At 60.1% G+C, this 12,642-nt stretch carries 10 protein-coding genes; 4 read left to right on the forward strand and 6 right to left on the reverse strand.

Annotation, left to right across the window (positions count from 1 at the left end; genetic code table 11):
- The 5 genes from J3P81_RS12120 to J3P81_RS12140 form a co-directional block, all read right to left on the reverse strand.
- Positions 1-837, reverse strand: coding sequence for an ABC transporter permease (locus tag J3P81_RS12120; RefSeq protein WP_017845684.1), 837 nt, complete (start codon positions 835-837; stop codon positions 1-3).
- Complete coding sequence (locus J3P81_RS12125) at positions 834-1,787, reverse strand: ABC transporter permease (RefSeq protein ID WP_434563995.1); 954 nt, start codon at positions 1,785-1,787, stop codon at positions 834-836. Before J3P81_RS12125 ends, J3P81_RS12120 begins: the two co-directional genes overlap by 4 nt.
- A 75-nt stretch (positions 1,788-1,862) precedes the next feature.
- Complete coding sequence (locus J3P81_RS12130; protein ID WP_434563996.1) at positions 1,863-3,497, reverse strand: ABC transporter substrate-binding protein; 1,635 nt, start codon at positions 3,495-3,497, stop codon at positions 1,863-1,865.
- Positions 3,498-3,955: 458 nt separating this feature from the next.
- A complete protein-coding gene (locus J3P81_RS12135; RefSeq protein WP_434563997.1) occupies positions 3,956-5,185 on the reverse strand; it encodes a M24 family metallopeptidase in 1,230 nt (409 codons plus the stop codon).
- Positions 5,186-5,241: 56 nt separating this feature from the next.
- Entirely contained in the window at positions 5,242-6,123 is an 882-nt protein-coding gene (locus tag J3P81_RS12140) for a HalD/BesD family halogenase (protein ID WP_122804138.1), read from the reverse strand.
- Between the two features lie 116 nt (positions 6,124-6,239).
- On the opposite strand from J3P81_RS12140, the gene J3P81_RS12145 reads away from it, so the two are divergent.
- A complete protein-coding gene (locus tag J3P81_RS12145; protein ID WP_034135588.1) occupies positions 6,240-7,154 on the forward strand; it encodes a LysR family transcriptional regulator in 915 nt (304 codons plus the stop codon).
- Here J3P81_RS12145 and J3P81_RS12150 read toward each other — a convergent pair.
- Complete coding sequence (locus J3P81_RS12150; protein ID WP_434563998.1) at positions 7,092-8,327, reverse strand: MFS transporter; 1,236 nt, start codon at positions 8,325-8,327, stop codon at positions 7,092-7,094. The genes J3P81_RS12145 and J3P81_RS12150 overlap by 63 nt on opposite strands.
- Before the next feature lie 344 nt (positions 8,328-8,671).
- Between J3P81_RS12150 and J3P81_RS12155 the strand changes: the two genes are divergently transcribed.
- The 3 genes from J3P81_RS12155 (at position 8,672) to J3P81_RS12165 (ending at position 12,641) form a co-directional block, all read left to right on the forward strand.
- Entirely contained in the window at positions 8,672-9,604 is a 933-nt protein-coding gene (locus J3P81_RS12155; RefSeq protein ID WP_434563999.1) for a LysR substrate-binding domain-containing protein, read from the forward strand.
- Between the two features lie 144 nt (positions 9,605-9,748).
- Positions 9,749-11,173, forward strand: coding sequence for an aldehyde dehydrogenase (gene aldA / locus J3P81_RS12160; RefSeq protein WP_434564000.1), 1,425 nt, complete (start codon positions 9,749-9,751; stop codon positions 11,171-11,173).
- Positions 11,174-11,321: 148 nt separating this feature from the next.
- Complete coding sequence (locus J3P81_RS12165) at positions 11,322-12,641, forward strand: MFS transporter (RefSeq protein ID WP_434564001.1); 1,320 nt, start codon at positions 11,322-11,324, stop codon at positions 12,639-12,641.
- Position 12,642: the final 1 nt, after the last annotated feature.

Genomic DNA, 12,642 nt, shown 5'->3' on the forward strand with positions numbered 1-12,642 from the left:
TCAGCTCCTTGCGCCTTTTTGGGCGTGTTCGTCCAGACCGTCCGCCAGCAGGCTCAGGCCCAGCATCAGGGTGGAGATGGCAATGCACGGGAAGATCACCAAGTGGGGGAAGACGATGGCCATGCTACGGCCTTCGTTGATCATGCCGCCCCAATCCGGCGTCGGCGGTGGCAGGCCGAGTCCTAGGAAGCCAAGGGCGCCGATCATGATCGCGGTGTAGCCGATGCGCAGGCAGAAATCGACGATCAACGGGCCGCCACAATTGGGCAGGATTTCCACCAGCATGATCCGCAACGACCCTTCGCCCTGAGTGATGGCACTGAGCACGTAATCCCGGGAACGGATGTCGATGGTCAGTGCGCGCATGATCCGGAAGATCGCCGGGGCACTGGTGAAGGTCACCGCAATCAGAATGTTCAGCGCCGAAGCGCCGAGGGCGATGATGATCACGATGTACAACACCAGTACCGGGAACGACAGCACGGTGTCGGCGACATAGGACAGCAGCGCATCGACCCAACCATTGAAGTAGCCGGCGCACAGGCCCATGGCGATGCCCACGGCGAATGCGGTCAGCGTCGCCAGAATCGACCAGAACAACACGGTGCGCGTGCCCCAGATCAGCCGCGAGAGAATGTCGCGACCGATCATGTCGGTGCCGAGTAGAAAGTGCATCCCGTTGCCATCCGGCGTCATTGGCGTCAGCAGCGGGGTGAAGCTTTCCAACGGGTCGTGGGGCGCCAGCCACGGCGCGAACAGCGCCATCAACGCCCAGCCGCCTACCAGCAGCAAACCGAGTAACGCAAGGGGATGTTTGAACGAGTTGAGGAAGTTCATTGGCCACCTCCGCCAAGACTGCGCAACGTTATGCGCGGGTTGAGCCAGGTGTAGGCAAGGTCCGAGAAGATTTTGGTTGCGCCGACTACGATGCCGCTGATCATTGCGCAGGCCTCGATCAGGTAGACGTCATGGTTCAGCGACGCGGTGTAGAGCAGCGAGCCGAAGCCTTTGTAGGCGAAGAACACCTCGACCACGATCACGTTCGACAGCAGCCACGGGATGTACAACATGATCACGGTGATTGGTGCGATCAGCACGTTACGCAGCGCATGGCGCAACACGATGCGTGAGGTCGACGCGCCTTTGAGGCGGGCGGTGCGGATGTACGGGGCCTGCATCACCTCGACCATCGAGGCCCGGGTTATCCGCGCCAGATAGCCGATGCCGAACAGGCACAGCACCATCAGTGGCAGCGCCAGTTCCACTGGGTTGAAGCCGTCGCTCATGCTGCTCACGCCCGGCAGCCAATTAAGCCAGAACACGAAGATCGCCGAGACAAACACCGCACTGGCGAAGTCTGGAATCGACGTGGTGACAATCGACAGGAATGACACCAGCCGATCCACCGCTGAGCCCTGGCGAATCCCGGCCAGAATGCCGAGGGTCAACGCCACCGGCACTATGACCGCCAACGCCAACCCGGCTAGGATCAGCGTTTGCCCGAGGTTCGGCAGCAGCAGATCAATCACCGGCTCGCGAAAATGCACTGAGGTGCCCCAGTCGCCGCTGAGAAAGTCCTTCAGCCACACCAGGTAGCGCCAGACGAAGGGTTGGTTGTAACCATGTTCCACCAGCCATGCAGCGCGCTGGTCGGCGGCGGAGTAGGGGCCGAGGACGTTGATTGCGACGTCTTCGATATTCAGTTCCAACGCCAGGAACACGATCACTGACACCGACAGCAAGGTTGCCGCCAGCGCCAACAACTTGCGCAATAGAAATTCAGCCATGCTCGCACGCTCCGGCTAATCAAGGGATGGCGGCCCGCCGCAGCTGAGTGGGCGGGCTCGTTCGGGGCGCTTGAGTCAGGCGCTCAACCAGACTTGATCCATTGGGTAGAAGTCCGAGGGGTGAACCTGGAACCCCTGGACCTTCTTGCTCGCGGCGGTGAATTTATCGCCCCAGAACGGCTGGACCATGACGCAGGCGTCTTGCAGGATCTGCTCGACGCTTTGCATCGCTGCGGCCCGTTGTTTCGGGTCGACGACGCCCATTGCGTTGTCCAGCGCTGCGTCGAACGCCGGGTCGCTGTAGTGGCTTTCATTCCAGGCCGCGCCGCTGCGGTAGGCCAGTTCCAGCGACATCACACCAAGCGGGCGGTGCGCCCAGTAGGTGAGGCTGAAGGCGGCCTTGTCCCAGATCGGCCAGTATTGCGTGGCCGGGATCACTTTGAGGTTGATACGAATGCCGGCCTCGGCGCAGTTCTGCTGGAGGATCTGCGCGCAGTCCTGTTCGTAGCGGCCCTGGGTGTTGCCGACGATCAGGTCGATGTCTATGCCGTTCGGGTGGCCGGCTTCGGCGAGCAGTTTCTTCGCACCCGCCACGTCCCGCGCACGTTTGGGCAGCGGGAAGTATTCCGGGTGGGACGGCGCGACGTGATGATCTTCGCCCAGGGTGCCCATGCCGCGATAAGCGATTTTCAGCATCTGCGCGTTGTCGGCGCAGAGCGCTACTGCTTTGCGGATGCGCAGGTCGTCGAACGGCTTCTGGTCGCAGGCCATGCGCATGACGATGGTTTGTGCCGACTTGCAGGTGAGTAATTGGGCACCGGGCAAGCGTTTGGCCAGGTCGAGTTCGGCCACGGTGACCCGGTACAACACGTCCACTTGCCCGGCCTGCAACGCCGCGAGGTGGGTGGAAATATCGGTGCCCATGTCGACGTAGCGCAACTCGTCGAGGTTTGCCGGTTTGCGCCAGTAATCAGCACGCTTGGCGAAGGTCGCCTGCTTGTTGACCGCGAATGACACCAGTTTGAACGGCCCGGTACCCAGAGGGTTTTTCGCCCAGTTGTCACCGGCCTTGAAGCTGCGGTGCACGATGGCGCAGGTGAAGGCATTGAGCATTTCCGGGATCGCCAGCATCGGGCGCTTGAGCACCAGGCGGAACTGGAAGTCACTGACTTTCTCGAACGCGGTAATGTCCTGGAACGCGGTGCGGTTGACCGACTTGGAATCGGCGGCAATCCAGCGCCCGATATTGTGCTGTACGTCCTCGACGTTGAAGGTGTCGCCGTTGCTCCACTTCACGTCCTGGCGCAGGTTGAAGGTCCAGGTTTTCAGGTCCTCGGACGGGCTCCAGCTCTCGGCCAGGTACGGGTGAGTGATGTTGTCGGCATCGACCCAGGTCAGGAATTCGAGGCTGTTGCGCAGCAGGTTCGAGGCTTCGATCCAGGTGATCAGCATCGGGTCCTGGATTTCCTGGATAGCACAGGCAAACCTCAGACTGCCGCCCTGACGCGGCGTTACCGCGGCAGCGGCATGAGCCGAATTACCGAGCAGCGCGGAACCGAGGAAAGTGCTCGCGCTGGCGGCGGAGATGCCCAGCAGTGCGGCGGTGCGCAGGAATTGGCGACGATTGATCTCGCCACTTTTGACTTGGGTGCACAGGTCGTTCACCGCTGGATGCGGCAGAGTGCCGTCCAGTGTCATTAAGTCTTTCATATGCCTCTCCGATAACGTGCAAAAGTGCGTTTTTCGACTGGCCGCACATGGGGCGAGCGGCAGACGCGGTCGGTTCGAAGAACCGAGACTGTCAGTGGCCGGCAGCGCGAAGGCGCAGGCGTGACAGGCGTAAAGCCGGCAGTAGAGCAAGGCGCAACGAGATCAGAAGGACGGAGGCTGGGTATGACATAGGGCTGCTCTCATGTTGTTTTTATTAGAGATGCCCGCAGTTTTGTCATCTGGGCAACGATCGACAAACGATAAATTCAACGCTGAAACGTTCGATAAATGCATGTTACTGACCGTAAGGAAGGCTGCCGCTTGAGCTAGACAGGCCGGACGGAGGAAGGCGCGGGTACGAAACACTGCGCGGTGGCCGCAAACGCCCCTTGTTCCGGGTGGGAACAAGGGGAAAACCGGACGATGTCGAAGGAGGTTACGGCGCCGTCCGGGGCAACTCAGCGTGGCATCAGGCGCGGATCGAACGGATAGTCCGAGAGCAACTCGATGCCGTTTTCGTGGATATAAATCTGCTCTTCGAGCTTGACCCCTTCGCCGCCCGCATCGTGGCCGATATAGCTCTCCACGCAGATGGTCATGCCGGCTTCGAACACCCCGTCGTAACCCAGTGCATCGATGTCTTCGCGGTGCACCACGTACGGGTATTCACCGGTCATGCCAACGCCGTGGGCCAGGGCGAAATAGCGGTTGGCCTTGTAGTTGTCCGGGATTCTCCAGGCCAGCTCGGCGTATTCCTTGAAGCTGCGGCCGGCCTTGAGCATTTCCATGTTGGTTTGCACCTGTTCGTAGGCCAGTTTGTACAGCTCCTGTTGCTTGGCGGTGGCGGCTTGCTCGCCGCAGAGGAAGGTCCGTGAAAAGTCCGCGTAGTAGCCGAAACGCCCAACCACATCGGTGTCCAGCGCTACCAGGTCACCGGCTTCGATGGGCCGGGTGCTGCACTCCTGGAACCACGGATTGGTGCGCGGGCCGGAGGACAGCAGGCGGGTTTCGACGTAGTCGCCGTCGGTAGCGATCACGTGCTGGTGCAAGTGCGACCACAGTTCGTTTTCGCTTATGCCCGGCACCAGTTTGCTTTCCATCAAGCGCACGCCGGCCTCGGTGGCACGCAGGCTGGCGCGGATCATCTTCAGCTCGTTCGGCACCTTGATGCAGCGCGCGCGCTCCAGCGGTTCCTGGGCATCGAATATCTGGTAGCCGAGTTTTTGCAGTTCGAACGCAGCGGCCGAGGTCGCGCTTTCGATGGCGATGCGTTTGTTACCGCCGCCGTGCTTGCGTACCAATTCACCGATTTCAGCGGCCCATTCGGCGGTTACGTTATTCAGGAAGCTGTCGCAGAAGTAATAGGAGATGGCCTTGGCCGGGCGCACTTCATCGACGGTGTTGAGCTGTTCGGCCAGGTGCAGGCAGCCGCCAAATTCGAAGACCACCACCGGGCCTTCTGCCGGGATGAAAGCGTAACGTGCCGGGTTGCGCGCCGAGTACACCTGCATGTTGCGCGAGCCGGTGGCGTAGCGTATGTGGGTCGGATCGAACAGCACGCACGCAGCGTAGTCGCGTTTTTTCAGTTCGTTGCGCACCCGTTGCAAACGGTCCATCTGGATCTGCTGGATCTCGGCGTAGGTCGGTTCGCAGTCGGCGGGGTTGCGGTTGGGGCCGGACAGACTCATGGGGTGTTCCTCGCAGGCAAATACGGTTGGTTTTTTTAAGATTTTTTTGGAATGGTTCAGTCGAGCAACTGGTCGCTGCGTACCAGGTTGCGTTCGGCTTGCAGATGGGCTTCGGACAGGCGTCCGTAAAGCTGTTTGGTGCGCTGGGCACGGCCGATGATTCCAGGCTTTTCGGAGTAGGCGAAGATCGCCGTATTACGTTCAGTAGCGCCTTCGACGCGGGTTACCCGGTGCACTGAAAAGCGACCCTTGAAAATCTGCAAATCGCCGGGGTTGAGCTCCAGTTCCTGCACGCGGCTGCGGTCGTTCCCGCGCACCACATTGCCGACAGCACCTAGATTTTCCTGAGTGCGCGTGCGGATCATCGGCGCGTACTCGAACAGGCCGCCAGCCTCGGGCTTCTGGGTCATCATGCTGACGATGAATTCGTTGGTATCGAAGTGCCAGGGTTGCTCGGTGCCTTCGGGCATCACATTGATCACCAACCCGGCGAACGGGTCGGCGTATTCGAAAATCTCCGGCTCGTCGAGGCAGGCACCGATGAATCGCTTCATCATCGGCGAGACGTAGAGGCGATGAATGATCGCGTCCGGGGCAATCATGTCCCGCGTGACAAAACCGCTGGTGCGCTCCATGAATGTGCGGCGCGGGTCATCTTGGGGCAGGGTAGGGTCGTCTTCTGTGAAATAGGCATTGACCTTGCGCACCGAGTAAAAGGTCTTGCCCGACAGTGCCTGACCTTCGGCACGGGCCCGTTCCAGCGCCTCGGGCCGCAAGAAATCTTTCAGCAGGCAGCAACCGTCTTCGGCCAGTTCTGCGCGGGCGTGTTCGATCAGCGCCTGCAACCGGACATGGCCCGAATCATGTATGGGGTACAACTCGGTATTTATGATATCGCTGATATCGCCCACTTCGGCGTCGGCAAGTTGAAGGCTCATGCAAGTCTCCTGGAACTATCAATTAACAGTGTTTGGCGTTGAATCGATAGTTGCTTAAAGAGGTGCGAAGTGGAAATTACAAGTTGTGATCGAATCCATCGGCAGGGGCGATAGTTATGTCAGGCGAACTGGATGGGACCTTACTTAAAGTGTTTGTTGCGATTATCGAGTGCCACGGATTTTCTGCGGCGGCCGAGCGTCTGCACAAAACCCAATCGACCATTAGCCAAAGTTTGCAGCGCCTGGAAGAAATCGTCGGCACGCCGTTGGTCCAGCGCACCAGTCGCTCGGTGAGCCTTACACCCGGTGGCGAGACGTTTCTGATCTATGCGCGGCAGATCCTCAAACTGCATGCCGATGCGATCAACGCCGTGCAACTGCCCGATGAGCAGATGTGTATTCACGTCGGCATGCCCGAGGACTACGCCCAGTTTTGCCTGGCCGAGGTGTTGCGCGACTTTCAGGTGCAGTTTCCCCAGGTGCGGCCCGACATTTGTTGCGAGATGTCGACGGCGCTGGTCAGTCGTTTGCAACGCGGTGAGCTGGACCTGGTGCTCGGTGTGCAACACGCCAATCTGCAACTGGGCGAATATCTGTGCGACGAGCCGCTGGTGTGGGTGGCGGCTGAGGGCTGGAGCGCCGGGGCGGATGTCTCGGTGCCTCTGGCAGTGTATGCCGAGGGCTGCGCCTTTCGAGCCAATGCCGTGCGGGCGCTGGCCGAGGCCGGGCGGGCGTGGCATGTGGTTTACACCAGCCAGAGCCCGCGAGGGATAGGGATTGCCATCGAACAGGGCCAGTCGGTCGGTGTCACGGCGCGGCGCCTGGTGCCGCCGGGTTGGAAGGTGCTGGACGCGGCTCAGGGCTTTCCACCGATAGAACCGGCGCGGTTGATGTTTTGGCGCTCCACTCAGTGCGAGGCGCTGGCCGTGGAGGCCTTGGTGGACATTCTGTCGCGTCGCTTGGGCCGTTCAGAGTGGCTGGCCGAGCGCCGGCTCACAGCGTTGACGGCGGGCCATCAGCCTCAGCAATAACAGGCTGGCGGTGACCCAGCAGACGATCCAGCCGTGCACCAGGCCAAACTGCCCGGTGGCCTGCAGCAGCCAGCCGCACAGCCAGTTCGCGGTGGCGCTGCCCAAGCCATAACCGACCATGCTCAGGCTAACCACTTGCAGGCTTTGCACGGGGCTCAAGCGTGCGCTGAGGTAGGCGGCCATCAAGCCCCAGACAGGGAAATAGAACAGCGCGAACAGCCCGGCCGCCAGCCAGGTCAAGTTCAGGCTCGGTTGCCAGAGCAGGGCGAGCATTGCCAGGCCGAAGGCGCTGATGCTCAACGCCATCACCCTCAATGCCCCCCAGCGATCCGCCAACGCGCCCAGCAACAAACCGCCAACGACCCCGCCGATTCCGATCAGTGTCCACAGTGACCCGGTGATCTGCGCGTTGGCGCCCAGCCGTTCGCTGGCAAACGCCGAGAGGAAATTCAGGAAGGGACCGCTGATCCCGCCTATGAAAGCGCTGAGCAACAGTATGTGCAACGCTACCGGGTATTCCAGGCACAGGTTCACCCAGTGTCTGAGTACCCGGCGTAGCGACGGCGCGCTGCTTTGCTTGATGTGTTGGCCTGTTGCCAACGGCGCCAGGGCCCAAAAGGTCAGCAGCGTGACAATCAAGGTCAGCCCGGCGCACATCAGCCAGAAGTACCGCAACGAGATGCCCTGCAACAGGGCGATCAGCACACCGTTAAGGCAGATCGCGAACGCCGCCCCCGACGACGCCAGGCCCAGCACGCGGCTGCGATGGGAGGCGGGGATCACTTCGCCGACCAGTGCGGCGATGGCGTTCCAGTTCGACACGGCGCAGGCCGAGACCAGTGCCAGGCATAGCGCGAACGGCAGCACCCACGGGGTGGCGACCGCCAAGGCCAGCAGCGCCGGGCTCAAGGCCATCGTCAGCTTTACCATGTTGCGCGGGCTGATCCACACCGCGGCGATGCCGCTGACAATGGACGCCCCCATGTAGAACAGTTGCAGCAGCGCCGCGACGAACGCGGCCTGGCTGTAGCTCAGCTCGAACACCTGGCGGATCTGGGGTAATAAGGCGGAATAAAGGAAGATACTGAAGCCGTGGGTGGTGGCGTTACACGCTGTAAAGATAAGCGCCAATAAAACAATACGTTTTGTGGGTGAGTGTGTGTTGATTGGCATGGGGTTAGCTCGGTCAGTTTAATTGCATGGAATGGGGCGTAGGTGCAAGAACTGTCCTATGTAAGTGCGTTAACTTAGACGGGTATTTAATTGAGTAAGACTAGCGCCTATATAAATAAAACAGCCAGTGCTTAATAGTCGTGAGTGTGCTGCGAAATACTCATGCTATTTATACGTCAGCGACAGTGGCGGGGCTAAAACCGACGTCATTGAATATTGCCGATTACCTGTGGCGAGGGAGCTAGGGAATCGGCCTGCACAACACAAAAATTCATGTTACTCGGGAAATTTCCCGCAAGCCGTGGGATGCTTATGGCTCGTCAGCCCCAGCGCGAGTACTGTTTATGAAACGCAAAATGCCCGCGCTCAATGCGCTCAAAGCCTTCGAAGTGGCCGGTAGTACGGGCAGTTTTACCCGGGCGGCAGAGCTGCTCAACGTCACGCAAAGTGCCGTCAGCCGCCAGGTGCGCCAGCTCGAAGAACAGCTCGGCGAGAATCTGTTGGAGCGCCGGCATCACCACCTTGAACTGACCAGCGCCGGCCGGATGTTGCTGCGGGCGTTGCATCAATCCTTCGACAAAATCGAGCTGACGGTGCGTAGCATCCAGCAGAAGTCCCACGCCAATCGCCTGCACATCAACGCACCGCCAACCTTCACCAGCCGCTGGTTGATGCCGCGCCTGGGAAGGCTGCGTGAGAAGCACCCCGAATTGGAGCTGAGCATCACTACGCGTTTGCAGGACAGCCTGGCGGAAACCAGCACCCTGGACTGCGCGATCCGCTTTGGTGATGGCGAATGGGATGGGCTGGACAGCTCGCTGCTGCTCCAGGAACGGCACATTGCGGTGTGCGCGTCGTCCCTGTATACGCGGGAGGCGAGCGAGGGCGGAATCGACCTCAATCGCCTGACCTTGCTGCATGTGTTGGCCAGGGAAGACCAGCGTTACCTGACCTGGAAACACTGGCTCGATGCGGCGAAAATCAGCGGCGTGGATACCCAGGGCGGCTATGAATTCGACCTGCTGGACCTGGCGATTCGTGCGGCCACTGACGGCTTGGGCATCACCATTGCCGACTGGCACATGGTTGCCCCGGAGCTGGCCAGCGGGCAGTTGACCCAGGTACTGAACGTGCATGTGGAGGGGCATCAATCCTACTGGTTGGTGACTCGGCCGGAGCAGACGTTGATGCCGCAATTGCAGGTGTTCAGCCAGTGGTTGCAGGAGGAAATCTGGTTGGCGCAAAGGCAGCTCGAACCCTCCACCGCCGCCAACTGACCCCCCAATCCTCACGGGAAATTTGATTCCTTCCCGGGTAACCTGCATTTTTTGAATGTTACGCCGCTCAATAAATCGTTTGTTCAACCCCCTCAGGATGCCAAGACTGCGGGGACTGGATAAAAACAACGATGGGCGATTCACATGCGACTTGAGCGAAATTTTGTAAACGGTCACTTCATTGAGCCTGCCAGCGATGCGCTGATTGCGGTCTACAACCCGGCCACCGAAACCTTGGTCGGTCAGGTCTCGGCCGCCACCAACGCTGAAGCAACCGCCGCCGTCGAGGCTGCAGCCGCCGCCCAGAAGCGCTGGGGCAAGCTCACCAGCATCGAACGCGCCGAGCACTTGCGCTCATTCGCCGACGCCTTGGAGGCCTGCGCCGAGAGCATCGGTGCCGCCCTGGCCGCCGAGTCCGGCAAAAGTGTCAGCGACGCCAGCAACGAAGCTCGTTACGCAGCGCAAATCACCCGTTACCACGCCGAGTGGGCACGGCGGATCGAAGGCGAGATCATTCCCAGTGACACCCCGAACGAAAACCTCTTCCTGCACCGCGAACCGATTGGTGTGGTCGCCTGCCTGATTCCGTTCAACTACCCGGTCTACACCTTGCTGCGCAAAATCGCCCCGGCGCTTATTGCCGGTAATACCGTGGTGGTGCGCCCGAGTAACAACACCCCGACCTCGGCGTTTGAAATCGCCAAGGCTGTGCAGCAATCCGGTTTACCGGCTGGCGTGGTCAACATATTGACCATGGACCATGCCACCGCCGCAACGGTCTGCACCCATAAAGCCGTCGGCTTGATCACCCTGACCGGCAGCGTCAACGCCGGGCGCATCGTGCTCGATTATTGCAAGACCAACATCGCCAAGCCGTCCCTGGAACTGGGCGGCAAAACCCCGGCAGTCATTGAAGCCGACGCTGACCTTGAAGCCGCCGCCAGCGCTATCGTCGCGTCCAAGACCACTCACTGCGGCCAGTTGTGCACGGCGGTGGAGCGGGTTTACGTGCAGGAAAGTGTTTACGAACAATTCCTCGCGTTGCTCAAAGCCAAAATCAGCGCCGTGAAGTTTGGCGACCGCGCCACCGACGCCAGCCTGATGGGCCCGTTGGTCAACGCAAGCTCGCGGAAAAACATCCACGCCATGGTCGAGCGCGCCGTCGTCGACGGTGCTGTACTGGAAACAGGCGGTTTCATTCCTGAGGGCAACGGCCATTTCTACCCCCCGACGCTGTTGAGCAATTGTCGCCAGGAGATGGAAATCATCCAGGAAGAAATCTTCGGCCCGGTGCTGCCAGTGCTCAAGTACCACGACATCGACGAAGCGCTGGCCATGGCCAACGACCACCAGTTCGGCCTGTCATCGGTGCTGTACACCGAGAACTATCGCACCACCCTGAAAGTCGCCAACACCATCGAGGCCGGTGAGTTGTACATCAACCGGACACCGGCCGACCCTTACCAGGGCTTCCACGCCGGGTGGAAACGTTCGGGCCTGGGCGGTGATGACGGCAAGCATGGCATGCTCGAATTCACCCAGACCCGACTTGTGGTGATGAAGTACTAGACGGTAGCTGCAAGCTTCAAGCGATAAGTGAAAGCGAACGGCAGCGGACTCTGACTTGCCGCTTGTAGCTTTGCGCTTGTTACTGCTCCAAACCTATAAAAACAATTATTGGGGCTCCCGGACCACCGGGCTGCCCGAGGTCTCATAGATGTCCAAGCCTGCAACCACTGTTGCCGCTGTTCAGGGTTCGAACGCGGCTGCAAAAAGCCGCAGTGACAAGAGAAGTCGCTACATCCAGTTAATGCTGTTGGTGCTGGCCGCCGGGGCGATCTACCCGATCCTGTACCTGCGGCAGGTTTACCAAACCACCATGATCGAGGTGTTCCAGATCAACCACAGCGAGCTGGGTTATCTGTACTCGATGCTCGGGACAATTTTCCTGCTTAGCTATTTGCCGAGCGGTTGGTTGGCCGATCGGATCGCGCCGCGGTTTTTGATTTTCTTTTCGCTGGTGGCCACCGGAGCCTTGGGGCTTTGGTACTCCACGGCACCGTCGATGACCGGTTTGATGATCATCTTCGGTTGCTGGGGCCTGACCACCGGCCTGACGTTCTGGGCCTCGGTGCTCAAGCGGGTGAAGATGATTGCTCATCACACTGAACAGGGCCGGTTCTTCGGCATCCTCGACGGCGGTCGCGGCCTGGTCGAAGCGTTGCTCGCAACGGTCGCCCTGGGGCTGTTCGCGTTCTCCACTGAAACCCGTGGCGAGTCCGCCGCTGAAGGTTTCAAGCACGTGGTCTACCTCTACGCCTTCACCTGTATCGCCATCGGCTGTGTGCTGGTGCTGATCAAGGACCCGAAGTCGATGGAGGACACCGCGCCAGTGGAAAAGGGTAAATACAACCTGCTCAGCGACCTGACCACACTGATGAAAATCCCGGAGCTGTGGTTGGTGACGGCCATCGTGTTCTGCGGTTACCACATCTTCTGGGCGACCTACAGCTTCTCCGATTATTTGCAGGGCGGCGGCATGACCGCCGTCATGGCCGGCACTATCACCACCATTAAGCTGTGGATGCGCCCGATTGGCGGTATCGGTGGCGGCTGGCTCGGTGACAAGTTCTCGAATATTCCGGTGCTGATCGTGGCGCTGTTTCTGGCGACGTTGGCGATGGTCGGCCTGATCGTGTTCCCGGCGCTCAACAGCATGGGCCTGCTGATTGGTACGGTGATCTTCATCGGCCTTATGACGTATGCGATTCGCGGTTTGTACTGGGCGATCCTCGACACCTGCAACATTCCGCTGCGCATTACCGGCCTGGCCATCGGCATTGTATCGGTGGTCGGTTACCTGCCGGACGCCTTCATTCCATTGATCAACGGTTACCTCACCGAACACTTCCCCGGCGCCCTTGGTTACAAGCTGTATTTCGGCTACATCGCCTCCGTCGGCCTGATCGGGACCGTCGCGGCCCTGACCTTGCGCGCGCGTATCAATCGTCAATCTTCTAATAAAACAGGTGCCTGAG

This window comes from Pseudomonas sp. R1-6 (assembly GCF_051132115.1).
Classification (GTDB): Bacteria; Pseudomonadota; Gammaproteobacteria; order Pseudomonadales; family Pseudomonadaceae; genus Aquipseudomonas.

Coding starts and splice junctions, on each gene's coding strand:
- J3P81_RS12120 (WP_017845684.1), bottom strand. CDS start 837: ATGAACTTCCTCAACTCGTTCAAACATCCCCTTGCGTTACTCGGTTTG.
- J3P81_RS12125 (WP_434563995.1), bottom strand. CDS start 1,787: ATGGCTGAATTTCTATTGCGCAAGTTGTTGGCGCTGGCGGCAACCTTG.
- J3P81_RS12130 (WP_434563996.1), bottom strand. CDS start 3,497: ATGAAAGACTTAATGACACTGGACGGCACTCTGCCGCATCCAGCGGTG.
- J3P81_RS12135 (WP_434563997.1), bottom strand. CDS start 5,185: ATGAGTCTGTCCGGCCCCAACCGCAACCCCGCCGACTGCGAACCGACC.
- J3P81_RS12140 (WP_122804138.1), bottom strand. CDS start 6,123: ATGAGCCTTCAACTTGCCGACGCCGAAGTGGGCGATATCAGCGATATC.
- J3P81_RS12145 (WP_034135588.1), top strand. CDS start 6,240: ATGTCAGGCGAACTGGATGGGACCTTACTTAAAGTGTTTGTTGCGATT.
- J3P81_RS12150 (WP_434563998.1), bottom strand. CDS start 8,327: ATGCCAATCAACACACACTCACCCACAAAACGTATTGTTTTATTGGCG.
- J3P81_RS12155 (WP_434563999.1), top strand. CDS start 8,672: ATGAAACGCAAAATGCCCGCGCTCAATGCGCTCAAAGCCTTCGAAGTG.
- aldA (WP_434564000.1), top strand. CDS start 9,749: ATGCGACTTGAGCGAAATTTTGTAAACGGTCACTTCATTGAGCCTGCC.
- J3P81_RS12165 (WP_434564001.1), top strand. CDS start 11,322: ATGTCCAAGCCTGCAACCACTGTTGCCGCTGTTCAGGGTTCGAACGCG.